Raw genomic sequence first — 23,584 nt, forward strand, 5'->3', positions numbered from 1 at the left:
GAGGAGACCCCGTGACCCCGGCGACCCCGAGGACCCTGACGGACACAGCCGTCGACACCGCGAGCGTCATCGAGCTGCTGGAACGCGGCCGCACGCTCGCCACGCCGATGCTGCGTGCCGCCGTGGCACGGCTCGCGCCGCCCATGGACTCCGTCGCCGCCTACCACTTCGGCTGGATCGACGCACAGGGCAACCCCGCCCGCGGCGACGGCGGCAAGGCGGTGCGCCCGGCGCTGGCCCTGCTGTCGGCCGAGGCCGCGGGCGCCGAGCCCGCCGCCGGCGTCCCCGGGGCGGTGGCCGTGGAACTGGTCCACAACTTCTCCCTGCTCCACGACGACCTGATGGACGGCGACGAGCAGCGCCGCCACCGCGACACCGTGTGGAAGGTGCACGGCCCGGCGCAGGCCATCCTCGTCGGCGACGCCCTGTTCGCGCTGGCGGGCGAGGTGCTGCTGGAACTGGGCACCGCCGAGGCCGCGCACGCCACCCGCCGCCTGACCCTGGCCACCCGCAAGCTCATCGACGGGCAGGCGCAGGACATCTCCTACGAGCACCGCGAGAAGGTCACCGTCGCCGAGTGCCTGGAGATGGAGGGCAACAAGACCGGCGCGCTGCTGGCCTGCGCCAGCTCCATCGGAGCGGTTCTCGGCGGGGCGGACGAGGCCACCGCCGACGCGCTGGAGGCGTACGGCCACCACCTGGGCCTGGCCTTCCAGGCCGTCGACGACCTGCTGGGCATCTGGGGAGACCCGGCGGCGACCGGCAAGCTGCCCTGGAGCGACCTGCGGCAGCGCAAGAAGTCCCTGCCGGTGGTCGCCGCCCTGGCCGGTGGCGGGCCGGCCGCCGAGCGGCTCGGGGAACTGCTGGCCGCGGACGCCACCAAGAGCCAGCGGGAGTTCGAGGACTTCAGCGAGGAGGAGTTCGCGACCCGCGCCGGGCTGATCGAGGAGGCCGGCGGCCGCGAGTGGACCTCCCAGGAGGCCCGTCGGCGGCACGCCACCGCCCTCGCCGCCCTGGACGGCGTGGACATGCCGGACCGGGTGCGCGAGCGGTTCGCCGCCCTCGCGGACTTCGTCGTCGTCCGCGAGGGCTGATCCCGCCGACGGGGGCGGCCGACAGGGGCCGGCGGGCCGCCGGAGCCGGGACACGGGCAGGGCTGCGGCGGTCAGAACTCCAGCAGGCGGTCGCGCAGCCGCTCGCGCAGACCGGGGGTGAGACCGAGCCCCTCGGAGAGGTAGGACTCCACCCCGCCCCAGGTGTCGGTGATGGTGTCGAACGCCGCGTGCAGATAGGCGGGGCGGACCTCGAAGAGGGGCGCGAGCAGCTCCCTGACCTCGGGCGACATCCCGCCGCCCGCACCGGGGGAGCGGTGGATCCGGTAGCGGCGGTGCGGGGCGTTGGACTCCAGGTAGTCCGCCTCGATCGCGTCCCGCTCCACGTCCAGTGCCAGCAGCGTCACCGCGATCGACAGCCCGGCCCGGTCCTTGCCCGCCGCGCAGTGCATCAGGGCGGGCACGCTCTCCTCGGCCAGCTCCCGCAGCAGCCGGCCGTGCTCGGCGGTGCGCTGCCCGACCATCAGCCGGTAGGAGGCCACCATCCGGGCCTCGGCCTGTCCGTCGCCGAGCAGGGACCGCAGCAGCGGCAGGTCGCCCTCGCGCACCATCGTCCAGAACTCGGCGCCCTCGGCCGGGTCCGACAGCGGGATGTTCACGTTCCGCACGCCCGGCAGTTCCACGTCCGGGCCCTCCAGGGCCTGGTCGGCGGAGTTGCGGAAGTCGAAGACCGTGTGCAGGCCGAGCCGGGACAGGAAGGCGGTGTCCTCCTCGGTGGCGTGTGCCAGGTGCCCGCTGCGGTAGAGCACGCCCTGGCGCACCCGCCGGCCGTCGGTGGTCGGCAGACCGCCGACCTCGCGGAAGTTGCGCACCCCCGTCAGCACGGGTTCCACGGTCTCGGATGTCATGGGCACTCCTTGTTCCGGCCTCGCTCCGGCGGTCGGGACGGCGGGGTCGGCGCGCGGCCCGCCGCGCGGTCCCGCACCGGCCACTGAGACCCTACGGCATGAGGGCGCGGGCGGGCCGGGTCCGCACGGAGATGGGGCGGAAGCGTGGAGATCCGGTGCGGCGGTGGTGCCGGGACCGGTGCCGGTCCGGGGCCGGGAGGTGAGGTGGAGGACGTGGAGGACGTGGACGACGGACTGTTCCGGCTTCCGGCGGCCGAGGTGGCGCCGGGCGCGGTGCACCTGCCCGGCCACCTGGGGGAGGCCGGGCAGCGCGAGCTGCTGGACGCCTGCCGCGCCTGGGCCCGTCCACCCGCCGGGCTGCGCACCGTGCGCATGCCCGGCGGCGGGGAGATGTCGGTGCGCCAGGTCTGCCTGGGCCTGCACTGGTACCCGTACGGCTACGCCCGCACCGCGGTGGACGGCGACGGCGCGCCGGTCAAACCCTTCCCGGCCTGGCTGGGGCAGTGGGCGCGGCGGGTGGTGGAGGAGGCGTACGGGCAGGGGCCGTGCACGGTCCCGTACGACATCGCGCTCGTGAACTTCTACGGGGGAAGGGCCCGTATGGGGATGCACCGCGACAGCGACGAGCGGTCCCGCGCCCCCGTGGTCTCGTTCAGCCTCGGCGACACCTGCGTCTTCCGGTTCGGGAATCCGGAGGGCCGCGGCCGTCCGTGGACCGACATCGAGCTGCGCAGCGGCGACGCCTTCGTGTTCGGCGGTCCCTCCAGGTACGCCTACCACGGCGTCCCGCGCGTCCGCCCGGGCACCGCGCCGCCCGGAACCGGACTGCGGGGGCGGGTCAACGTGACGGTCCGGGCACGGTGACCCGCCCCTGGCGGGCGAGGGTCGCGATCGTGCCGCCCCTTCCCGCGGGGCGACGGTGCTTTCGCCCGTCGACGGCCGGCGAAACGGTGGAGCGGATCCACCGGCGTGGGCAGGGCGCCCGGGCGGCACCCGCGGAACCGATCCGCCGGGCGGCCCGTCGTGCCGGGTCCGGGTCCGGGTCCGGGTGCGCGGAGGGCGGAGAGGTCCCGTTCGGCCGGGGCCGCGGCGGGGAAGGGTCCTTGCCGACCCGCCGACCCGCCGACCCGCCGAGACCGAGGAGCGAGAGAACGTGACCCTGCGAGCGGACACCACCCGGGCCCAGGACGGACTGCCCGTCGCCACCTACACCTGGTTCCCGGCGGAGGGAACGCCCCGCGCGCTGGTGCGGATAGCGCACGGCGCGGCCGAACACGCCCTGCGCTACGACCGGTTCGCCCGTTTCCTGGCCGGGCACGGCTACGCGGTCGCCGCCTCCGACCACCGCGGCCACGGCGCCACCGCCGAACACACCGGCGGATACGGCGTGGTGGGGGAGAGCGGCTGGCGGGCCGTGGTGGAGGACCTCAGGGCGGTCGGCGACCGGCTGCGCGCCGAGCTGCCCGGTGTGCCCCACGTCCTGCTCGGGCACAGCATGGGCTCCCAGCTCGCCCGCGACTTCGCCCAGGAGTACGGCGGCGAGCTGGCCGGGCTCATCCTGTCGGGCACCTTCCGGTCGCTGCCCGGCGCGGAGCCGCAGGGGGCGGTGGAGCGGCTGCGGGAGGAGATCGACCGCGGCGGCCGCGCCGCGCCCTCGGACTTCGTGCCCGCCCTCTTCGGCTCCTTCAACGACCCCTACGAGCACCGCACCGGATTCGAGTGGCTCTCCCGCGACGAGGCGGAGGTCGACGGTTACGTCGCCGACGAGCGGTGCGGCTTCCCCTTCAGCGCCGGCCTGGCGCTGGACTGGGTGCTGGGGGTGCGCAAGGTCAACGACCCGCGGCAGCTCGACCGCGTGCCGCGCGACCTGCCGGTGCACATCGCCGTCGGCGACCAGGACCCCTGCCACCAGGGCATGACGCTGGTGTACGAACTCCTGGAGGACTTCCGCTATCTGGGGCTGCGCGACCTGACCTGGCGGGCCTACGGGGGCGCCCGGCACGAGATCCTCAACGAGACCAACCGCGACGAGGTCCAGGCGGACCTGCTGGCCTGGCTCGACGACCGGGTGTGAGGCGGCGCGGAGGGCGGGGCGCACGGCGCGGAGGGCCGCTGCGCCCCGGTCCTCCGCGCCGCGCCGTCAGACCGCGGCACGGGCGGTGAAGGCGGTGATCCGCTCCCGCAGCGAGCGCGGGTCCAGGCCGTGGGCCGCCAGATGCTCGGCGGCCGTGCCGTAGCGGCGCAGCTCGGCCCGCGCCGTCCCCAGGCCGAGGATCCGGTGCGGAACGTCGGCCAGGGCCTCGGCGGCGGCGGCCGTGGAGGTGCCGGCCAGATACGGCTCGACCAGGACGGCCTCGGGGGCGCTGGAGCCGGCGACGGCCGCCCGCAGCGCGGCCGCGTCGAAGGGGCGGACGGTCGCGGCGTACAGGACCGTCGCGTCCAGCCCCCCTACGGCGTCGAGGACGGAGTCGAGCAGCGGGCCGACCGCGACGACCACCGGCGCCCCGGGCCCGCCGCGCCGCACGGTGAGGAAGCCCTCGCCGGTGACCGGCCGGGGGCGGGCGTTGGTCTGCGCCGACAGCCGGACGTACACCCGGTCGCCCCCGCTCCCGCCCGCGCAGGCGCGGCGCAGCAGCGACTCGGCCTCGTCCGGGTGGCCGGGGACGTGGACGGTCCAGCCGTCCAGGGTGTCCAGCAGCGCCACGTCGCCGGGCGCCATGTGGGTGAAGCCGCCGGCCGGCCAGTCGTAGGACCCTCCGGCGCTCACCAGCACCCCGCCCGTCCCCTGGTGGCCGAAGTCCAGCTTCAGCTGCTCGAAGGGCCGCTCCACCAGGAAGGAGGCGAAGGTGTGCAGCACCGGGCGCATCCCGGCGAGGGCCAGTCCGCCGCCCACCCCGACCAGCAGCTGCTCGCGGATGCCGACGTTGACCACCCGGTCCGGGTGGCGTTCGGCGGCCCGGCGGAAACCGTCCGTGCCGATCTCGGCGAGGACGACCGCCAGACGCGGATCCTCGTCCAGCAGGCCGGAGACGACGGAGGCGAAGCGTTCGCGCATGGTGTCCATGTCCGGTGTTCTCCTCGTGTTTTCCGGGCCGGTCAGGCGTGCTTGGGTTCGACACGGGCGACCACGGCGTGCGGGCGTCCGGGGTGCGGGCGGGTGTACGCCGCGTACAGCGCCTCGTGGTCGCGGCCGTCGACGGTCAGCGCGGACCAGCCCGCTGCGGTGAAGCGGGAGGCGATGCCGCCGGGCAGGGGGTGGGAGGCGGAGGAGTTGTCGATCACCAGGGTGTGCAGGCGGTCGAGCCCCGCGGCGCCCGCGAAGTCGATGGCCTCGTGGTTGCTGCCCTCGTCCAGCTCGGCGTCCCCGACCAGTACCCACACCCGCGGCCCGGTCAGTTTCCGGGCGCGCAGCCCGAGTACGGTCCCCACGGCCAGCGGCAGCCCGTGCCCGAGCGAGCCGCTGCCGATCTCCACACCGGGGACCAGCGTGCGGTCCGGGTGGTGCCCCAGCGGCGAGTCGTAGGAGCCGAAGCCCGGCAGCCAGTCGGCCGGGAGGAAGCCCCGGGCGGCGAGCACGGCGTAGTACGCCATCGGGCCGTGCCCCTTGGACAGCAGGAAGCGGTCCCGGTCCGGGTCGCCGGGGCGGTCGGGGCGGACGCGCAGCACCCGGTCGTACAGCACCCACAGGGCGTCCAGGGTGGAGGTGGCGGCGGCGTCGTGCTTCTCGTCGCCGGTCATCAGGGACATCAGCGCCGGAAGGGAATCGAATCCGGAGCTCCGCGGTGGTTCGGAGCCGGGTGTGGGGCCGGGCGCGGGGCCGGAGGCGTGCGGTGGTGTCGCGGTCGTCATGCCAAGAGGCTGCAACTTCAAGGCGACTTGAGGTCAAGCGATATGCTCGCCGACATGACCGACCGAGACGGACGCCTCGCCATCGGGGAGCTGGCCGCCCGCTCCGGGCTCGCCCCCTCCGCCCTGCGCTACTACGAGGAGATGGGCCTGATCCACTCCGAGCGGACCACGGGAAACCAGCGGCGCTATCCACGCACCGCCCTGCGCCGGGTCGCCTTCGTACGGGCCGCCCAGCGGGTCGGCCTGTCCCTGGAGGAGGCCCGCGCCGCGCTGGACCGGCTGCCCGTGGACCGGGCGCCCAGCGCCACCGAGTGGAACACCGTGGCCCGCACCTGGCAGCGGCGGATCGACGCGCGGATCGGCGAACTGGAGCGGTTGAAGGAGCGGCTGACCGGGTGCATCGGCTGCGGCTGCCTCAGCCTGCGCAAGTGCGGCCTGTACAACCCGGACGACGTCGCGGGCTCGCAGGGGCCCGGCGCCCGCTACCTGGAGGGGGACGCGCTGCCGGAGAGCTGAGGAGCGCGGGCGCCGCGCGAGTGCCGCGTCCGCCGCGCGGGCCTCTCACGCACCGGCCCGGGTTTCCGCGCGCCGGTGCGCGGGCACTCGCGCGGCGCGAGAGACCCGGGAGGTTGACGATGGCCGACATCTCCGAGCTGGAATTGGACGCTCTGTGGGACGAGTTCCACGCCGTGGTGAACATGACGTCGAACGAACTGGAGGCATGGCTCAGGACGAGTGTCGCCGGTGAGCGGACCGAGGAACTGCCCGAGCAGGCCGGCTCCGAGCGGGGACGGCAGGTGCTGGCGATCCTGCGCAAGCGCCGCACGGACCTCACCGACGGCGACGTCGCGGTGATGCGCGAGGTCGTCGACACCGTCGGCGCCGAACGCGAGCGGGTGCGTGTCGCCGAGGCGGTACGGGACCCGGACTGGCGCCACCGGATGATGTCGCTGGGCCACGACCCCGTCAGGGCGTCCTGACCGCGGTGCGGGCCGGGCGCCGTGCGTCCGGTCCGCACGTCATCGCGTGTCACCACACGTCACCGCACGTCCGCCCGTCACTGTCCGGCGGCCAGCGGCAGCGCCCGCGACGACAGGCGCTCGGGCGGGCCGGGCCGGGCGTAGTACCAGCCCTGGGCGGAGTCGCAGCCCAGCTTCCGCAGCTGGTCGGCCTGGGCCGCGGTCTCCACGCCCTCGACGGTCACGGCCAGCTCCAGGGCGTGCGCCAGCGAGACGATGCCCTCGACGACCTTGAGGTCGACCGGGTCGGCCGGGTCCTGCTGGAGGCCCCGGGTGAAGGAGCGGTCCAGCTTCAGGGTGGTCGCGGGCAGCCTGCGCAGACTGGCCAGGTTCGAGTAGCCGGTGCCGAAGTCGTCCAGGGCGATCCGCACCCCCAGGTCGGCGAGCCGGCGTAAAGGTTTCAGCTCCGCGTCGTCGGCGCGGATCAGGGCGCTCTCGGTGACCTCCAGGCAGAGCGAGGCCGGATCCAGCCCGGCGTCCTCCAGCACCGCCACGGTCTCGGAGACCAGCTCCGGATGGTGCAGCTGCCGCGGCGAGAGGTTGACGTTCACCCGCAGCGGCCGGGTGCCGCCGATGCCGCGCACCTGCCACTCGCACGCCTGCCGCACCGCCTGCTCCAGCACCCAGCGGCCCAGCGGCACGATCAGCCCGGTGTGCTCGGCCAGCGGGATGAAGCGGTCCGGGCCCAGCACCCCGTGGAGCGGATGCGCCCAGCGCACCAGGGCCTCGGCGCCCTCCACGCTGCCGTCCTCCATCCGCACCAGCGGCTGGTACTCGATGAAGAACTCCTCGCCCTCCAGCGCGGCGGGCAGATGGGTGGTCAGCATGTGGCGGCTGATGGTGCGGGCGTCGCGGTCGGGGTCGGCCAGCTCGTAGCGGTTGCCGCCCCTGGCCTTGGCCCGGTACATGGTGATGTCGGCGCTGCGCAGCACCTCCGCCGGTGTCAGCTCCCCGACCGGCCCCTCGACGACGCCGATGCTGGCCCGCACCGGCAGCTCCCGGCCGGCCAGCGGGATCGGGCAGGACAGCGCGTCCAGCGCCCGCCGGGCCAGGTCGGTCACCTCCGAGCGCGAGGCGGGATCGCTGACCAGGGCCACGAACTCGTCGCCGCCGATCCGCGCGACCATGTGGCGCGGGGAGGCCACACAGCTCTGCAGCCGCTCGGCCACGTTCACCAGCAGCTGGTCGCCGACCGAGTGGCCCAGGCTGTCGTTGACCGTCTTGAAACCGTCCAGGTCCAGATAGCACAGGCCGATCCGGGCGGTGCCGGAGCCGGGGGAGAGGACGTGCTCCAGTCGCTCGAAGAACAGGGTGCGGTTGGGCAGGTCGGTCAGCGCGTCGTGGGTGGCCTCGTAGCGCAGCCGCAGGTTCAGCAGGCGCCGCTCGGTGATGTCCTCCATCAGCGCCAGCATGTAGCGCGGCTCGCCGTCGGGTCCGCGCAGCAGCGAGACGGTCAGATTGGTCCACAGCACGGTGCCGTCGCTGCGCGTGTACGGCTTCTCCACGCGGTAGTGGTCGCGTTCGCCGCGCACCAGCTCGTCGTGGACCCGCCAGACGCCCGGCGCGTCGTCGGGGTGGACCCAGTCGGAGACCCGGCGGCTGCGCACATGCTGCTCCGAGCCGCCGAACATCTTCGCGAGCGCGCTGTTGATGTCGAGGATGGTCCCGTCCATGTCGGCGATCCCGATGCCGACCGTGGCGCCCTCGAAGACCGCCCGGAAGCGGGTCTCGCTCTCGTGGAGGGCCTTCTCGGCGCTCTCCCGCGCCGCGAGCGCGGACCGGGCCAGCGCCTCCTGCTCGAAGCGGGTGCGCTCCTGCAGCGCGCGGGCGAACCCGGCCGAGACGGCGTGCTGGAGGCGGGCGCAGCGGGCCCGCCCGTCCTCGGTCGGCAGCACCGACGGATCGCTGCAGTACAGCAGCAGGTAGGCGTCCACCACGCCGAGCACCTGCGGCAGGGCCTCGGGCGAGGTGCAGTGCGCCTCGACGAGCGCCGCCCCCACATCGCGCCCCGGCGAGGGGTCGAAGGGACGGGCGTGCAGCGCCTCGCCGAGGGTCCGCGCCAGGGGCAGGAGGTAGTCCTCGAACTCGGTGCGGGTCATCGAGGTGGCCGTGGCGGGGTAGACCGCGCGGCTCCAGATCCGGGCGAAGCGGCGGTATCCGTCGTGAGGGTCGCCGGAGGCCTCCGGCGCGAGGGGGCGGCCGGAGGCGGCGGGCCCCTGCGGAGTGGGGCTCACGCCTTGCGTCCCACTCCGCCGAAGCCGGTGAAGATCACGGGGTCCTCCTGGTCCACCGGTCCGTCCGGGCGCCAGTTCGGCATGGACACCAGACCGGGCTCGACCATCTCGAAGCCGTCGAAGAAGCGTTCCACCTCGGAGCGCGAGCGCATGATCAGCGGCGAGCCGATGTTGCGGTAGACGCCCTCCACCTCGTCCCCCTGCTCGGGCCTGCGCGGGCCGCCCTCGACCGAGGCGTGGGTGAGGACCAGCAGGCTGCCGGGGGCGAGCGCGTCGCGCAGCTCGGCCACCTTCGCCCACGGGTCGTCGCCGTCCTCCAGGAAGTGCAGCAGCGCCACCAGCAGCAGGGCCACCGGGCGCTCCAGGTCGAGAAGGCGCCCGACCTCCGCGCTGCCGAGGATGTCCTCGGGCTTGCGGAAGTCGGCGGCGACGACGCCGGTGCGCTCCTCCTGGCCCTCCAGCACGGCCCGGCTGTGGGCGACGGCGACGGGGTCGTTGTCGACGTAGACCACCCTCGCCCCGGGCGCGGCGGCCTGCGCGACCTCGTGGACGTTGCCGAAGGTCGGGATGCCGGAGCCGACGTCGAGGAACTGGGTGACGCCCTGCCGCGCGGCGAAGCGGATGGCCCGGCGCATGAACGCGCGGTTGGCCTGCATGATCTTCGGCAGCCCCGGGAACACCTCGATGGCCCGCCGGGCGGCCTCCCGGTCGGCCTCGAAGTTGTGCGACCCGCCCAGGTAGTAGTCGTAGATGCGGGAAACGCTCGGCACGGACAGGTCTATGTCCTGTGGAGCCCAGGCGGGACGCTCCATCAAAGTCTCCAACCGGTCGGTGAATATGACAGGGACTCCTGAGGCTACTGATCCCAGGCTGACAGGTACACGGATCCGGAACGCCGACGTTCCGGCACCGGCCCGCTACGTATAGCTTGCCCCGGTTCCTCCATCGGGATAATCATGGCGGCCACCGGGTTTTCGCGGCCCCCGGCCCGGACACCCGGGGTGGATGAGTAACACCGATCACGACGAACTCCCGTTCCCCGACTACGATCACCTCTCCGCGGGCGAGCTGGAGCACCGGATCCGGGCCCTGTCGCACGACGACCTGGAGCGGCTGCTCCACTACGAGCGCGAACACGCCGGCCGTACCCATGTGATCGCGCTGCTGACAGCCCGTATGCAGCAGCTGGAGGAGGGCAGCCCGCGCTCCCCGGGCGGCGCCGAGCCGCCCTCGGGGCCGCAGGGCGAGCCCGGCGGATCACCCGTCAGCCCGGCGACCTCGCCGGAGCCGTACAACCCGCCCCCGCACGGCACCCCCGACCAGCGCGCCAAGCCGGTGGGCAACCGCTTCCGGTAGAAGCCGCCCGGCAGGCGAGGCCCCGGGAGCCTGTCCCCGCTCCCGGGGCCTCGCCCGTGCCCGGCCTGTCCGCGTCGGGCCGCCCTTCCGGAAGGGCGGCCCGACGCGGACAGACCGGAGGCCGGAGCGGCCCGGGGCTCAGTACTCCTCGGCGCGGGTGGACGGCAGCAGTTCGCGGATGTCCGGCGGCAGGACGTGGCCCACCTTGGTCATCAGCTCGGGCGAGACCGCCGCGTCGAGCACCTCCAGCACCGCCGTGGCCTCCCGTACCGCGGTGTCCTCCGTGGCGCGGGACCGCCAGGCCACCCGCCCGGCGAAGGTGGTCAGGTCGAACGGTTCGCCGTGGGTGCGGGCGTCCGCCCGCCGCTGCGGCGAGGCCTCGTGCCCGGCCACCGCCCGGCGCAGCGACTCCGCCGCCTCCCCGGGCAGCTGGGCGGCCAGGTGGTCGGCCACGCCGTCCGGTATCCGCTCCGCCAGCGTCTCCAGCGTGGCCCGCAGGGCCCGCTCGGCCGTCTGCCGGTCCGGCAGGTCCGCGTGCGCCTGCACCTGGCCGGTGAGCTCCTCGTACCGCATGGTCGGCACTCCTCTCGGCGTCTGGTCGGGATCTCGTGGGAGGGCCCCGCCGCGGCCCCCTCGGAAGCGGGTGACCCTGCCGGTGCGCATCGACACCTGCCGTTTCCGTGACCGGCGGCCGGGAACCCGTAACGGACCCGACCGATCGGAGGTGAGGAAGGTGCCCGCACGGAAGGAGCTTCCGTCGACCCTGGAGCGCTCCCCCGAGGAGGCGCAGCGCACCTGGATCAAGGCCCACGACTCCGCAGTGGAGGAGTACGGAGAGGGCCGGCGCGCACACCAGACCGCCTACAGCGCCCTGAAGCACAAGTTCGAGAAGGTGGGCGACCACTGGGAACGCAAGGAGGGCGGCCGCAAGGGGCCCTCCGACGAGCGGGCCGCCCGCCCGCGCGGCAGGGGCGGACGCAGCGGCGAGGGCGTCGACGAGAACGCCAGCAAGGAGCACCTGTACTCCATCGCGCAGCGGCTGGACATAGGCGGACGCTCCCGGATGACCAAGGACGAGCTGCTGCGGGCCATCCGCAAGGCCAACCGCTCGAAGACCCGCGAGGCGCGCTCCTAGCCGCTCCTGGCCGGTCCTGGCCGGGCAGTACGGCCGAAGCCGTGCCGGGCGGGAGCACTCCGGCCCGGCACGGCGCCGGCGGGGCCGCCCGCCTCAGCCGACGTAGCGGCGGGCGGCGGAGCGGCGCTGCTCCTCCTCCAGCAGCCGCAGCCGCTCCTCGACCTCCGCGGGCACCGCCCGGCGCTCGCGCAGCACCCACGGCAGCCCGGCCAGCGCCCGGCCGAAGGCCCGCGCCGACGCCGCGTCGCGCGGCACCGTGCGCGCCAGGCGCCAGGTGCGGCGCAGCGCCGCGGGCAGCGGGCGGCGCAGCCAGCCGAACCACAGCGTGTTGCGCAGCCCGTCCTCCCGGCGCGCGGTCGCGTCCCGCACCGCCGAGGGCGCGTGGTGGACCGTCAGCTCCCCGGCGTAGGCCAGCCACCAGCCGCGTACCATCAGATCGGTGGCCAGCAGCTCCTCCTCGCCGCCCAGCCACAGCCGGGGCGAGAAACCACCCGCCTCCCGGAAGGCGTCGGTGCGCAGTACCGTGGCCGCGGCCAGGAACGAGCCCAGGGCCGGACCGGGCAGCCACTCGGGGCCGGGGACGGGCGAGTCGCGCAGCTCGGCGACGATCGGGTCCTCGGTCCCGCCGGGCTCCACCACGATGCGCGCGGTGACCGCCGCCAGGCGGGGGCGGGCGTCGAGCAGGTCGGCGGCCCTGGCCAGCGATCCGGGCTCCCACCAGGAGTCGTCGTCGCAGAAGGCCACGTACGGCGTGGTCACGCGCTCCACCGCGACATTGCGCCCCACCGCCCCCAGATTCCGCTCCGCCCGCAGCAGCCGCACCCACGGGTGGACGCGTGCGACGGTCTCGGCGGTGCCGTCCGCCGAGGCGTTGTCAACGACGAACACCGGTGGGCGCTCAGGTAGTTCGGCCAGCCGGCCCAGGGTGCGCAGCAGCTCCTCGCGGCGGTTGTGGGTGATCACCACGACCGAGACCCGGGAGCCGGTCTCCCCGCCGGCTTCGGTGATCCCCTCGGCTTCGGCGGCTTCGGCGGCTTCGGTGGTTCCGGGGTGCTCAGGGGCCACGGAGCTGTCCTTCCACACGGCGTGCGGCTTCCTCGGTGTACGGCGGCAGGGGCCTGCGGGCGCGCACCGCCGACGGCAGCCGGGCCAGCGCGCCGAGCAGGGCGCGGCGGGCCTCCGGATCGCGGGGTGTCCGCGCGGCCAGCGCCCCGGTGCGGCGCGCGGCCAGCGACAGCGGCCGGCGCAGCCAGGTGGTGAGCAGCTCGTTGCGCAGCACCCGGGAGCCGCGCCCGGAGCGCGGCGAGGGATCGGGGTGGTGGTGGGCGACGACCTCGGGACAGTGGGCGACCCCCCAGCCCCGGGCGGCCAGGTCGTAGGCGAGCAGGGTCTCCTCGGCGCCGAAGAACAGCAGCGGATGGAACCCCCCGGCGTCCAGGAAGGCCGACCGCCGCACCACCGAGGCGCACCCCAGGAAACCCAGCACCTGCGGGCCCGGCAGATCCCGGGCCGTGCCCAGCGGGGAGCCGGCCAGCAGGTCGTTCAGGGGATCGGGGTCCTCCTCGGGGCCCACCAGGGTGTGGGCGGCGATCAGCCCCAGCCGCGGATGGGCGTCGAGCAGGTCGGCGGCCTTCTCCAGCGATCCGGGCTCCCACCAGGAGTCGTCGTCGCTGAAGGCCACGTACGGGGTCTCCATCGCCGCCACGCCCAGGTTGCGGGCGATCGCCCCCCTGTTCTCGGGCAGCGGCATCAGCGCCACCTGGGGGAAGAGGGCCGGGACCATGGTGCGGGTGTGATCGGTCGAGGCGTTGTCGACCACCAGCACCGGCGGGCGTTCGGGCAGTGAGGTCAGCGCGCGCAGCGTGCGCGCGAGGCTGTCGGCGCGGTCGCGGGTGGCGATGACCACGCCGATGGGCGAGTCGTTCAAGCGGTACGCACCTCCGGCAGCAGGGACAGCGCCTCCAGTACCTCCTTCGGCCGGATGCGCAGCAGCAGGGGATCGGGGCGGCGGCCGTGGGGGTCGCCGGGCGGGCCCGGGTGCCACAGCACCCGGTGGCGCTCCAGCGGCGGCGGGCCCCACAGCGCGGGCGGCACCGGCCCGAACAGGGTCACCGACGGGGTGCCGTGGGCCACCGCCAGATGGGCCACACCGGTGTCGCCGCTCACCACGGCCGAGGCGCCGGCGACCAGCGCCGACAGCCGCTCCAGCGGCGGCTCGCCGTGGACGTCCGCGTCGGGCAGGCCGGCCGACTTGGCCAGCCGCGCCAGCAGGTCGTACTCGTGGGCGCCGCCGGTGACCACCACCCGGCGCCCGGCACGCCGCAGCCCGGCGGCGACCTCCGCGTACCGCTCGACGGGCCAGCAGCGGGCCGGGGAGCCCGCGCCGGGGTGGAGCAGTACCGCCCCCGGAGCGGGACAGGCCGCGGCGGGCGGCGGCAGCCGCAGGTCGGCGGGGTCGGCCGGGACGCCGTACCAGGCGAGGAAGCGGCACCAGCGGTCGCGTTCGTGCTCCTCGGCGTACCACCGCGGGCCGTCGCCGGCGGCGAAGGCCAGCAGGCGGCCGGGGTTCAGCGCCGCCAGCGCCCGCATGCTCTCCGGCCCTTTGCCGTGCAGATCGACGGCGACCCGGGGCGGCGGCCCGTGCCACCCGGTGATCCGGGGTACGGCGCGGCCCGGCGCCGAGGCGGGCAGCAGGGTGTCCACCGCGCCGCTCGCGCGGACGAGGGGGGCCAGTTCCGCGGGGGCGGCGAGTACGGTCTCGTGACCGGGGAACGCCCGGCGCAGCGCCCGCAGCGCGGGCACCCCGGCCAGCAGGTCGCCCAGGCCCAGGGCGCGCAGCACCAGCAGCCGGGGCCGGTGGGGGGCGCCCGCGGAACCGTTCACGGGGGCGTCCGGCCGGGCGCCCGCGGCCTCCCCTCCCGGACCGTTCACCGTGTTCCCCACGTTCACCGCGCCCCGTTCCGGGACACGGACACCGCCGCGCGCTCGGCGATACGGCTGCTGGAGCGGCCGTCGAGGTACGGCAGCAGCACCGCCTGCCCGCCCCAGCTCTCCACCAGCGCGGCCTCGGGCAGATCGGCCAGCGCGTAGTCGCCGCCCTTGACCCACACGTCCGGGCGCAGCCGCTCCAGCAGCTCCTCGGGGGTGTCCTCGTCGAAGACCGCCACCGCGTCCACGCACTCCAGGGCGCGCAGCACCCGGACGCGGTCGGCCAGCGGGTTGATGGGCCGGCCCGGCCCCTTGCGGCGGCGCACCGAGGCGTCCGAGTTCAGGCAGACCACCAGGCAGTCACCGGTGCGGCGGGCCGCCTGGAGCAGCCCGACGTGGCCGGCGTGCAGCAGGTCGAAGCAGCCGCCGGTGGCCACCACCGTGCCGCCCGCCGCCCGGACCCGGGCCACCAGCCGCTCCGCGTCCTCGCCGCGGGCGGCCGAGGGGGGCCGGGGCGCGGCCCGGTCGGGGAAGGCCAGCGCGGCCGCGCCCCCGGCCGCCACATAGCCGGTGGCGGCCGCCACCGCGCCGCGTACGGCGTTCTCCGGCAGCGCGCCGTCGGCCAGCAGCCCGGCCGCGGCGGCCGCGAACTGGTCGCCGGCGCCGCAGGAGTCGCCGCTGTGCCGCGCGGGCGCGGGCACCAGCAGCGGATGGTCGCCGTAGGACAGCAGCGCGCCGCGGTCGCCGAGGGTGATGGCCACCGAGGCCGCGCCCCAGGCCTCGGCCAGCGCCCGGGCGTGGTGGGCCGCCGCGTGCAGGCTCTCCGACTCGCCGGACGGCTTCGCCGGCCTCGCGGGCCCTGCCGCCCGCGTGGCCTTCGAGGGCCGCGAAGCCCCGCCGGCCCTCGCCGGGGCCGCGCCGGCCGCCGGGCCGGACGGACCGCCGGGACCGCCCTCCAGCCGCCCGGCGAACAGCCTGGCCTCCGCCGCCGTCGGGGTCACCAGACGGGTGCCCGGGACCGGCTCGCGGCCGCGCGGATGCGGATCCCACACCAGCGGCACCCGGACGGCCCGCTTTGCCAGCAGCCCGCGTACGGCGTCCGCCGTGCCCCGGCCGTAGTCGGAGACCAGCAGGGCCGGGGCCGAGGCGATCGCCTCGCGGACCTCCTCGGGCACGGTCCCGCCCCCGCCGGACGGGGCCCGGCCGTCGCCCCGGTCCATCCGGACCACCGGGCGGCCGCCGGCCAGCACCCTGGTCTTCTCCGACAGGGCGCCGTCCAGGGGCAGTGCGGCCACCGACACCCAGGGGGCCAGCAGTTCGCGCAGCCGCGCGCTCGCCGGGTCCTCCCCCAGGGCGGTCACCAGGGTGACCGGGCGGCCGCCGAGCGCCGCCACATAGGCGGCCAGGGCGGCGCCGCCCGGGCGCAGCCGCTCCTCGCAGTCCTCCAGCACCGGCACCGGAGCGTCCGGGGCCAGGCGGTCCGCGCGGCCGACCAGATCGCGGTCGAGCAGGGCGTCGCCGACCACGACCAGCGGTGCGGCGCCGCCGCCCGGCGCGGTGGAGGCGCCGGGCTCCGGGCCGTACAGCGAACCGGGCAGCGAACCGGGCGGCGTGTCGGGCGTCGGCTCGGACATCGGATCAGGCGTCGGTGGCATCGTCCGCGCTCCCCCCTTCCAGGACGCCCTTCAGAGCGGCGTCGAACGCGGCGCACACCATGTGCACCGTCACCAGGTGGAGCTCCTGCACCGTCGCGGTGGAGCCCGCCCGCACGCACAGCGACTCGTCGCTGCCCGCGGCCAGCGGGTTGGGCGCGGGCCCGGTCAGCGCCCACACGGACATCCCCGCCTCGCGACCGGCCTCGGCGGCCGACAGCAGGTTGGCGCTGGCGCCGCTGGTCGACAGCAGCATCAGCACGTCGCCCTCGCGCCCGTGCGCCCGCACCTGCCGGGCGAACACCTCGTCCACGCCGTAGTCGTTGGCGATCGCGGTGGTGGAGGAGGTGTCGGCGTGCAGGGCGATGGCGGAGAAGGGCGGGCGGTCGTCGCGGTAGCGGCCCACCAGCTCGGCCGTCAGATGCTGGGCCTGGGCGGCGCTGCCGCCGTTCCCGGCCGCCAGCAGCCGTCCGCCGCCCGCCAGCACCCGCGCCAGGCGCTCGCCCCAGCTCTGGGCAGTGCCGGCCTGGTCGCGGAAGGGCGCCAGCGCGTGCAGCAGCTCGTCGCAGTGGCCGGCGACCGGCCCCGTCGCCGGGGCGGGGGCCGGAGCCGGTGCCGGGGCCGCCCGGACGCGGCGGACCTTCGCGCCGTTCCCGGCCGCGGACCCGGCTGCGGACTTGGAGCCGTTCTTCGCGGTGGTCCTGGGTGTCGTCATCGGATCGCCCCCGTCGGAACGCGGTGGCGCGCGACCACCTGGGCGTACACCTGCTCGGCGCCGTCGGCGACCCGCTCCCAGGAGAAGCGGGCCAGGGCGCGCTCACGACCGGCCTCGCCGTAGCGGCGCAGCAGCTCGGGGGAGCCGGTCAGCTCGTTGACGGCGCGGGCGAGCGCGCCGGGATCGTCCGGCGGCACCAGCCGCCCGGTGACCCGGTCGGCGACCGAGTCCAGATGGCCGCCGACGCCGGTGGCCACGATCGGCACCCCGCAGGCCATGGCCTCCAGCGGAACGATGCCGAACGGCTCGTAGCGCGGCGTGGACAGCACCAGGTCGGCGCCGCGGATCAGCTCGGGCATCCGCTCGTGCGGCACCGCGCCCAGCAGCCGCACCCGGTCCGCCACCCCCAGCTCACCGGCCAGCCGCCGCAGCCGCACCGCCTCGGGGTCGGTCTCCAGCAGCGCGGGTTCGGGGCCGCCGGCGATCAGCAGCTCCGCGCCGGGGATCTCGGCCAGTGCCGTGATCGCCTGGTCGAAGCCCTTGCGCGGCACCAGGCGGCCGATCGCCAGCAGCCGGTGCGGGCCGTCGCGGCGGGCGCCCCGTCCGGCCGGGTCCGCCGGGCTGAACTCCAGGGTGTCCACACCGCACGGCACCACCGACGTCCGCTCCGGCGGCACGCCCATGGCGGTCAGCTCGAACACCTCGTCGGCGCAGGTCGCCAGGACACGGGCGCACTCGCGGCCGACCCGCCGCTCCACCGCGATCCGCTCGGGCGGGCTGGTGTCGTCCGCGCCCTGGTGGCGCCGCTTGACGGTGCCCAGCGCGTGGAAGGTCTGCACGACCGGGACGCCCCGGCCCTTCGCGCCGAGCAGCGCGGCCGTGCCCGACATCCAGAAGTGCGCGTGCGCCACGTCCGGCCGCCGTGCCTCCCAGCGGCGCGCCAGGTGGTCGCCGAAGGCGGTCATGTGCGGCAGCAGCTCGTCCTTGGGCACCGGCCGGGGCGGCCCGGCCGGCACGTGCTCGACGATCACCCCCGGCGCCAGCGGCACCCGGTCGGGCGGCTCGGGCGAGTCCCGGCGGGTGTGGACGGTGACCTGGTGGCCGCGCCGCGCCAGCTCCTTGGACAACTGCGCGACGTACACGTTCTGGCCCCCGGCGTCGGGGCCGCCGAGCGCGGCGAGCGGACTCGCGTGCTCGGACACCATGGCGATCCTCATCGGGCCACCTCCTTGATCAGCCGCTCCCAGTCGTCCAGGAAGCGCGGCAGCCCGTAGCGGGCCAGTGCCGCCGTGCGCGCCTGCTCGCCGACGTGGCGCGCGTACGCCGGGTCGGCGAGGAAACCGCGGACGGCGTCGGTCAGGACGTCGAGCCGGTTGGAGAGCACTCCGGCCCCCTCGGGCACGGCCGCGGACGCCTCGGTGGTGTCCAGCGCGACCACGGGCATGCCCAGGTGCATGGCCTCCAGCAGCGACAGGCCGAGCGAGGTCCAGCGGACCGGGTGCACGTACACCCGCCGCCGGGCCATGGCTCGGTGCAACTCGCGCTGGGGGAGTTCGTGGGAGCGGCAGCGCTCCTCGGGAACGCCGAGCCGCTCGGCCAGCCCCCGCGTCCGCATGCCGAAGACGTCCAGCGGCGCGGCCTCGGCGAAGCGCGGCAGCAGGTCGGTGCCGGTGGTGCGGCCGCGGCGCAGCGGCTCGTTGACCACCACCGCGGCCCGCTCCAGATCGCCGGTGTACAGCGGTCCGGGATCGACGATGCCGTGTTCGACGACGGCGGTGGGGGAGGGGCCGCAGTCCCAGAACAGCCGGTTGAAGTGGGTGACGTGGACGATCGGCAGGCCCGGCTGCCCGGCCATCGGGTGGCGGGTGTCGGGCACGTTCCCGTCCGGCGCGTTGTGCTCCAGGTAGACGGCCGGCACATCGCGGCCCGGCAGCCGGCCGCCCAGCCACTGCTCGGCCAGGCCGAGCTCGTGGGGGCGCTGGAGCACCACCAGGTCGACGTCCGTCTCCCGCAGCTCCCCGGGGGCCAGTTCCACCACGCTGTCCGGCCAGTCGAAGGTGACGGCGCGGCCGAGCCCGTCGGGACCCCGGTCCGGGGTGACGGGCACGAGGTAGGTGTGCGGACCCTGGACGAACGCGGTGGTCCAGGAACCGTGCACATGCCACAGCAGGATCCTCATACGGCGCCCTCCCGGCCTGTACTCTCCCGGCCGCCCTCGGCGGCTGTGCTCTGCCGACCGCCTTCGGCAGCGGCCTTCTCCACGGCGGTGACCACGTCCTGAGGCGTCACGCGGTCCAGGCAGGGGTGCCCGGGAACGGGGCAGGCGCGGGCCCTGGTCCCGGCGCACGGGGCCTGCTGGTCGCCCAGCAGCACCAGGGGAACCCGGAAGGGGGCCCAGCGCTCGGCCGGGACGACCGGCGAGAACAGCGACACCACCGGCGCGCCCACGGCGGCGGCCAGATGGGCCGGGCCGGTGTTCCCGGTGACCACGGCCGCCGCGCCCGCCAGCACTCCGGCCAGTTCGGCGGGCGAGGTGCGCCCGCCCAGGTCCAGCCCCGCGCGGCCGGCCACGTACGAGGTCAGCTCGCGCTCCTCGGGCACGCCGGTGACCACCACCCGGTGCCCGGCCTCGGCCAGGGCCTCGGCGGCCTCGGCCGACAGATCCGGACTCCAGCGGCGGGCGGGCACGCTCGCGCCCGGGTGCAGTACGACATAGCCCGGCGGCCCGGCCAGCTCCTCCACCCCGGGCGGCGGCAGCACCCGCAGCCTTCCGTCGTCGCCCCCGGGCAGGGGGAAGCCGGCCGCCTCGGCCAGCGCCAGCGCGGCCTCGGCCTCGTGCGCGTGCTCGTCGCGCCGGTGGCGGACGTCCAGCAGCGAGCCGGGGTAGTGGACGCTGTCGGCGGCGATCCGGGACACCCCCGCCATCCGCAGCACCAGGGCGGTCGGCAGGGGGCTCTGGTGGGCCGAGGCCAGGATCAGGGCGGTGTCGCAGCGCTGCCCGGCGATCAGCTCCACCGCCTCCAGGACACCGTCCCGCGCGGTGGGGGGCGGGTCGAGGCCCACCCAGGGGGCGTCCCAGACGAGGACCTCGTCCACCCCGGGCAGCATCCGCCCGGCGGGCGCGCCGCGCGGACCGCACAGCAGCGTCACATGGTCGGCGCGCGCGGCCACGGCCCGTACCGCCGGGCCTGCCAGCAGCACGTCCCCGAAGCTGTCCAGACGTGCGACGAGTGCTCTCATGACGGCCTCCGGACGGTGGCGGTACGGGCGGCTGTGCGAGTGGAGGTACGGGGGGCCGTGCGGCCCGCGGCGCGGACGGTGGCGGGGGGCTGAACGGCCTGGGCGGTCCGGTCGGCCCGGTCGGCGGGCGTGAACGCCCGCACGGGAGCGCGGCCGTCCCCGGTCCGCTCGCCGGCGGGGCCGGGCCACGGCCCGTCCAGCGCGGCGCGCACCGCCGTGAGCAGGTCGGGGGCGACCGCGGGCGCCTGCCGCACCTCCTCCGGAAGGGTCACGGGGGTCGGAACGAGGATGGCGCGGGCGCCTGCGGCACGCGCGGCGTCCATGTCGGAGCCGATGTCCCCGATCACCACGCACTCGGCGGGGGCCGCGCCCAGCCGCCGGGCCGCGTCCAGCACCAGGGCGGGTGCGGGCTTGCGGCAGGCGCAGCCGTCGTCCGGGCCGTGCGGGCAGACGGCCCAGGCGTGGAAGGGGCCCAGCAGTTCGTCGATCCGGGCGTGCACCCGGCCCATGTCGTCCCAGCCGATCAGGCCGCGCGCGATGCCGGACTGGTTGGTGACCACCGCGGCCGGCACACCGCGGGAGCGCAGCAGCGCCATCGCCTCGGCGGCGCCCGGCATCGGGCGCACCAGTTCCGGGTCGCCGTTGTAGGGGACGTCCTCCACGAGGGTCCCGTCCCGGTCGAGGAGCACCGCGCGCACCGCCGTCATGCCGTGCCTCCCCCGGGGCGGTCCCCGCCGCCGGGCCCGCTGCCCGGGCCCGCGTCCCAGGGGCCGGCGGCGCGGTGGCGCAGCGTCCCGGCCAGCCGGTGGTACACCGCCAGCGGCGGTATGAGCGCGCTGGTCGCCAGCATGGTCGTGACCTCCTCGCGGGTGCGGGGCCCGGGCGCGATCCGGGCGCGGGCGAACTCGGCCGTGCCCAGCAGCCATCCCGCCCCGGCCAGGGCCGCGGCCCACCGCCGTCCCGCCGCGGCCGAGAGAAGCGCCGCGAGCCCGGCCGCGGTGACCGCCGCGTGGCGTCGGATGCGGCCCCGGGGGGCCGCGGCCCGCCGCCACCAGTCGGGGCCGTGCAGCCGCAGCATCAGCGCGTCGTCGGCGTTGCCGCGCTGCATGCGCAGCGACACCCAGCGGTCGGCGGGCCGCACCGGATGTGTGGTCAGCCGGTTGCCGCGCCGGATGCGCCAGCCGTCGCCCAGCACCCGCAGCGCCAGGTCGGCGTCCTCGCGGAAGGCGCGCGGGAAGCGCTCGTCGAAGCCGCCGACCGCCTTGAGCGCCTCGGTGCGGTAGGCCATGTCGGCCGTGGCCCACTGGGCGCGGGCCAGCCCGGCGGTGTTGCGCTCCCAGTCGGTGGGGCGCCGCCCGGTGGGCAGCGGCACGTCCAGCACGCCCTGCACCCCGGCGACGGTGGGGTCGGCCTCGCCCAGGTCGCGGGCCAGGGCCTCGCGCCAGCGGGCGCCGACGCGCACGTCGTCGTCGAGGAAGGCCACCCAGGGGGCGGTGACCATCTGCCAGCCGATGTTGCGGGCGCCGGCCGGGCCCCGGCCGCCGGTCTGCACCACGGTGGCGCGCTCGCGCAGCGGGCCCAGCGCGTGCAGCGGCAGGTCCTCGCGGAGCGGCTCGGGCTGCGGCCGGTCGTCCACGATCACGATCTCGCGCGGCTCGGGGCCTGCCGACCCGCCCAGCGAGGCCAGGCAGTCGGCCAGGCAGGGGCGGCCGACGGTGGGTATGACCACCGAGTAGTCGACGGCGGCCCGGTGCGGGGCACTCACGCGAAGAACCTTCCGCGGCGGACCGCGAACGGTCCGATGGCCAGCAGGTCCACGGGGGAGGAGCCGAAGCACTCCAGCGCGTCGCGCGGGGAGTCCACCATCGGGCGCCCGGCGGTGTTGAGACTGGTGTTGACCACCACCGGAAGCCCGGTGCGGCGCTCGAAGGCCGCCAGCATCCGCGCCACCAGAGGCTCGTCGCCGGAGTTCACCGTCTGGATGCGGGCGGTGCCGTCCACGTGCACCACCGCGGGGATGCGGTCGCGCCACTGTTTGGCCACGTCGTGCACGAACAGCATGTACGGGCTGGGCAGCGGCCCGTCGAAGATCTCCGCGGCGCGCTCCTCGGCGACCATGGGCGCCACCGGGCGGAACTCCTCGCGGCCCTTCACCCGGTTGAGCCGGTCCAGGTTCTCCGCCCGGCCCGGGTGGGCCAGCAGCGAGCGGTGGCCCAGGGCACGCGGACCGTACTCGGCGCGGCCCTGGAACCAGGCCACGATCCCGTCGCCGGCCAGCGTCTCGGCCACGGTCTCGGCGATGTCGGCGGGCCGCTCGTAGGGAACGGCCGCGTCCTTGAGGAAGTCCTCGATCTCCTCGTCCGACCAGCCGCGGCCCAGGTCGGCGCCGGGCATCGGCGGCGGGGACTCGTCGTGCGCGGCGGCCAGGTGCAGGGCCGCGCCCAGCGCGGTGCCCGCGTCGCCGGCCGCGGGCTGCACCCACACCCGCTCGAAGGGCCCCTCGGCGGCCAGCCGGGAGTTGGCCACGCAGTTCAGCGCCACCCCGCCGGCCAGGGTCAGCTCCCGGCCGCCGCCCTCGGCGTGCAGCCAGCTCGCCAGGTCCAGCAGCGTCTCCTCCAGCACGGCCTGGGCGCTGGCGGCCAGGTCGGCGTGGTCCTGGTTCCACTCGGCGCCCGCCTCACGGGCGGGGGCCAGCGCGGCCCACTCCACCCCGTGGGCGGCGAAGCCGCCCCTGCCGTCGCTGTGCACCCACTGGCGCAGCTGGGGCAGGAAGCGCGGCTTGCCGTAGGAGGCCAGCGCCATGACCTTGTACTCGTCGCTGGAGCGCAGGAAGCCCAGGTGCTCGGTCAGCTCCTCGTAGACCAGGCCGAGCGAGTGCGGCAGTTTCTGTGTGGCCAGCACTTCCAGCCGGTCGCCGTGGTAGCGGCCGGACAGGTGGGAGGCGCACTCGCCGCGCCCGTCGAGGACCAGGACCGCGCTGTCGCGGTGCGGCCCGGCGATCCCGGCGGACGCGGCGTGCGCCATGTGGTGCGGCACGAAGCGGACGACGGAGGGGTCCAGGCCCGGCAGCGCCTCGGCCAGGAAGGACGGGGCGCGGCGGGCGTACTCCTGGCGCAGGTGGTCCCAGGGGTCGTTCAGGCCCAGGGACTCGGCCGGCGCCGACAGGGCGGGGTCGAAGGAGTAGGCGACCGCGTCCAGGTCGGCGGGGGTGAGACCGGCCTGCCGCAGGCACCAGGCCGCCGACAGTTCGGGCATCTCCCAGGCGGAGAACGGCACCGGCCGCTTGCCGTGCTTGCGCCGGCTGAACCGCTCCTCCTCCGCCGCCGCGACGGTGCGGCCGTCGATCACCAGTGCCGCCGCCGGGTCGTGGAAGACGGCGTTGATGCCGAGGATGCGCATGAGGGGTGCCTCCGTGGTGTCGGTCCCGGTGCGCCCAGGTGCGTCCGGGTGCCCCTGGGAATGCCGTGGCGTCCGTGGTTACCGTCGGCAGCGATGC

General features: G+C 76.0%; 24 protein-coding genes. 7 read left to right on the forward strand and 17 right to left on the reverse strand.

Annotated elements, in window-relative coordinates:
• The first annotated feature begins 11 nt into the window (after nucleotides 1-11).
• Nucleotides 12-1,094, forward strand: coding sequence for a polyprenyl synthetase family protein (locus L7D48_RS00605; RefSeq protein ID WP_374490523.1), 1,083 nt, complete (start codon nucleotides 12-14; stop codon nucleotides 1,092-1,094).
• 71 nt (nucleotides 1,095-1,165) lie between these two features.
• On the opposite strand, the gene L7D48_RS00610 is transcribed toward L7D48_RS00605, so the two are convergent.
• The gene (locus tag L7D48_RS00610; protein ID WP_237875948.1) at nucleotides 1,166-1,960 is read right to left on the reverse strand and encodes a tyrosine-protein phosphatase; all 795 of its coding nucleotides are present in this window, start codon (nucleotides 1,958-1,960) and stop codon (nucleotides 1,166-1,168) included.
• 222 nt (nucleotides 1,961-2,182) lie between these two features.
• Between L7D48_RS00610 and L7D48_RS00615 the strand changes: the two genes are divergently transcribed.
• Together L7D48_RS00615 and L7D48_RS00620 are read left to right on the forward strand one after the other, a co-directional pair.
• On the forward strand, nucleotides 2,183-2,824 hold the full coding sequence (locus L7D48_RS00615; RefSeq protein WP_237876017.1) for an alpha-ketoglutarate-dependent dioxygenase AlkB: 642 nt from the start codon (nucleotides 2,183-2,185) through the stop codon (nucleotides 2,822-2,824).
• A gap of 289 nt (nucleotides 2,825-3,113) precedes the next feature.
• Complete coding sequence (locus L7D48_RS00620) at nucleotides 3,114-4,034, forward strand: alpha/beta fold hydrolase (protein ID WP_374490525.1); 921 nt, start codon at nucleotides 3,114-3,116, stop codon at nucleotides 4,032-4,034.
• Nucleotides 4,035-4,100: 66 nt separating this feature from the next.
• Here L7D48_RS00620 and L7D48_RS00625 read toward each other — a convergent pair whose 3' ends face one another.
• Together L7D48_RS00625 and L7D48_RS00630 are read right to left on the reverse strand one after the other, a co-directional pair.
• Nucleotides 4,101-5,024, reverse strand: a complete 924-nt coding sequence (locus tag L7D48_RS00625) for a transketolase (RefSeq protein ID WP_237875949.1) — start codon at nucleotides 5,022-5,024, stop codon at nucleotides 4,101-4,103.
• Between the two features lie 32 nt (nucleotides 5,025-5,056).
• Nucleotides 5,057-5,707, reverse strand: a complete 651-nt coding sequence (locus L7D48_RS00630) for a transketolase (protein WP_237875951.1) — start codon at nucleotides 5,705-5,707, stop codon at nucleotides 5,057-5,059.
• A gap of 156 nt (nucleotides 5,708-5,863) precedes the next feature.
• On the opposite strand from L7D48_RS00630, the gene soxR reads away from it, so the two are divergent.
• Both soxR and L7D48_RS00640 read left to right on the forward strand, forming a co-directional pair.
• Entirely contained in the window at nucleotides 5,864-6,325 is a 462-nt protein-coding gene (gene soxR, locus L7D48_RS00635) for a redox-sensitive transcriptional activator SoxR (RefSeq protein ID WP_237875953.1), read from the forward strand.
• Nucleotides 6,326-6,444: 119 nt separating this feature from the next.
• Nucleotides 6,445-6,789: a DUF3140 domain-containing protein gene (locus L7D48_RS00640; RefSeq protein WP_237875955.1), complete on the forward strand. Its 345-nt coding sequence runs from the start codon at nucleotides 6,445-6,447 to the stop codon at nucleotides 6,787-6,789.
• A 77-nt stretch (nucleotides 6,790-6,866) separates the two neighbouring features.
• Here the strand turns inward: L7D48_RS00640 and L7D48_RS00645 are convergent, their stop codons facing one another.
• Nucleotides 6,867-9,062, reverse strand: coding sequence for a bifunctional diguanylate cyclase/phosphodiesterase (locus L7D48_RS00645; RefSeq protein ID WP_279948761.1), 2,196 nt, complete (start codon nucleotides 9,060-9,062; stop codon nucleotides 6,867-6,869).
• Complete coding sequence (locus L7D48_RS00650) at nucleotides 9,059-9,874, reverse strand: SAM-dependent methyltransferase (RefSeq protein WP_237875957.1); 816 nt, start codon at nucleotides 9,872-9,874, stop codon at nucleotides 9,059-9,061. Before L7D48_RS00650 ends, L7D48_RS00645 begins: the two co-directional genes overlap by 4 nt.
• Nucleotides 9,875-10,067: 193 nt before the next feature.
• Between L7D48_RS00650 and L7D48_RS00655 the strand changes: the two genes are divergently transcribed.
• The gene (locus L7D48_RS00655) at nucleotides 10,068-10,418 is read left to right on the forward strand and encodes a hypothetical protein (protein WP_237875959.1); all 351 of its coding nucleotides are present in this window, start codon (nucleotides 10,068-10,070) and stop codon (nucleotides 10,416-10,418) included.
• Between the two features lie 138 nt (nucleotides 10,419-10,556).
• On the opposite strand, the gene L7D48_RS00660 is transcribed toward L7D48_RS00655, so the two are convergent.
• Nucleotides 10,557-10,991, reverse strand: a complete 435-nt coding sequence (locus L7D48_RS00660; RefSeq protein WP_237875961.1) for a DUF2267 domain-containing protein — start codon at nucleotides 10,989-10,991, stop codon at nucleotides 10,557-10,559.
• Between the two features lie 160 nt (nucleotides 10,992-11,151).
• Between L7D48_RS00660 and L7D48_RS00665 the strand changes: the two genes are divergently transcribed.
• On the forward strand, nucleotides 11,152-11,553 hold the full coding sequence (locus tag L7D48_RS00665; protein ID WP_237875963.1) for a ChaB family protein: 402 nt from the start codon (nucleotides 11,152-11,154) through the stop codon (nucleotides 11,551-11,553).
• Between the two features lie 93 nt (nucleotides 11,554-11,646).
• On the opposite strand, the gene L7D48_RS00670 is transcribed toward L7D48_RS00665, so the two are convergent.
• From L7D48_RS00670 to L7D48_RS00720, 11 genes are all read right to left on the reverse strand, one after another.
• Nucleotides 11,647-12,561 (reverse strand): glycosyltransferase family 2 protein, encoded by a 915-nt coding sequence (locus tag L7D48_RS00670; RefSeq protein ID WP_237876023.1) that lies wholly within the window; start codon nucleotides 12,559-12,561, stop codon nucleotides 11,647-11,649.
• Nucleotides 12,562-12,607: 46 nt separating this feature from the next.
• On the reverse strand, nucleotides 12,608-13,480 hold the full coding sequence (locus L7D48_RS00675; RefSeq protein WP_237875965.1) for a glycosyltransferase family 2 protein: 873 nt from the start codon (nucleotides 13,478-13,480) through the stop codon (nucleotides 12,608-12,610).
• On the reverse strand, nucleotides 13,477-14,436 hold the full coding sequence (locus L7D48_RS00680; protein WP_237875967.1) for a glycosyltransferase family 9 protein: 960 nt from the start codon (nucleotides 14,434-14,436) through the stop codon (nucleotides 13,477-13,479). Before L7D48_RS00680 ends, L7D48_RS00675 begins: the two co-directional genes overlap by 4 nt.
• Before the next feature lie 62 nt (nucleotides 14,437-14,498).
• Complete coding sequence (gene rfaE2 / locus L7D48_RS00685) at nucleotides 14,499-16,115, reverse strand: D-glycero-beta-D-manno-heptose 1-phosphate adenylyltransferase (RefSeq protein WP_237875969.1); 1,617 nt, start codon at nucleotides 16,113-16,115, stop codon at nucleotides 14,499-14,501.
• Between the two features lie 4 nt (nucleotides 16,116-16,119).
• Complete coding sequence (locus tag L7D48_RS00690; RefSeq protein ID WP_237875972.1) at nucleotides 16,120-16,848, reverse strand: SIS domain-containing protein; 729 nt, start codon at nucleotides 16,846-16,848, stop codon at nucleotides 16,120-16,122.
• Nucleotides 16,845-18,065 carry a glycosyltransferase gene (locus L7D48_RS00695; RefSeq protein WP_237875974.1) on the reverse strand — a complete coding sequence of 407 codons (1,221 nt, stop codon included), beginning with the start codon at nucleotides 18,063-18,065 and terminating at the stop codon, nucleotides 16,845-16,847. The genes L7D48_RS00690 and L7D48_RS00695 overlap by 4 nt, the downstream gene beginning before the upstream one ends.
• The gene (locus L7D48_RS00700) at nucleotides 18,062-19,027 is read right to left on the reverse strand and encodes a glycosyltransferase (protein WP_237875975.1); all 966 of its coding nucleotides are present in this window, start codon (nucleotides 19,025-19,027) and stop codon (nucleotides 18,062-18,064) included. The genes L7D48_RS00695 and L7D48_RS00700 overlap by 4 nt, the downstream gene beginning before the upstream one ends.
• Nucleotides 19,024-20,088 (reverse strand): glycosyltransferase family 9 protein, encoded by a 1,065-nt coding sequence (locus L7D48_RS00705; RefSeq protein ID WP_237875977.1) that lies wholly within the window; start codon nucleotides 20,086-20,088, stop codon nucleotides 19,024-19,026. The genes L7D48_RS00700 and L7D48_RS00705 overlap by 4 nt, the downstream gene beginning before the upstream one ends.
• A complete protein-coding gene (locus L7D48_RS00710; RefSeq protein ID WP_237875979.1) occupies nucleotides 20,085-20,795 on the reverse strand; it encodes an HAD-IIIA family hydrolase in 711 nt (236 codons plus the stop codon). The genes L7D48_RS00705 and L7D48_RS00710 overlap by 4 nt, the downstream gene beginning before the upstream one ends.
• Nucleotides 20,792-21,853 carry a glycosyltransferase family 2 protein gene (locus tag L7D48_RS00715; protein ID WP_237875981.1) on the reverse strand — a complete coding sequence of 354 codons (1,062 nt, stop codon included), beginning with the start codon at nucleotides 21,851-21,853 and terminating at the stop codon, nucleotides 20,792-20,794. The genes L7D48_RS00710 and L7D48_RS00715 overlap by 4 nt, the downstream gene beginning before the upstream one ends.
• Nucleotides 21,850-23,487, reverse strand: a complete 1,638-nt coding sequence (locus L7D48_RS00720) for a carbamoyltransferase C-terminal domain-containing protein (protein WP_237875983.1) — start codon at nucleotides 23,485-23,487, stop codon at nucleotides 21,850-21,852. The genes L7D48_RS00715 and L7D48_RS00720 overlap by 4 nt, the downstream gene beginning before the upstream one ends.
• Nucleotides 23,488-23,584 lie beyond the last annotated feature (97 nt).

The organism is Streptomyces sp. ICN903, assembly GCF_022015835.1.
In the GTDB taxonomy this organism is placed as follows: Bacteria; Actinomycetota; Actinomycetes; order Streptomycetales; family Streptomycetaceae; genus Streptomyces; species Streptomyces fenghuangensis.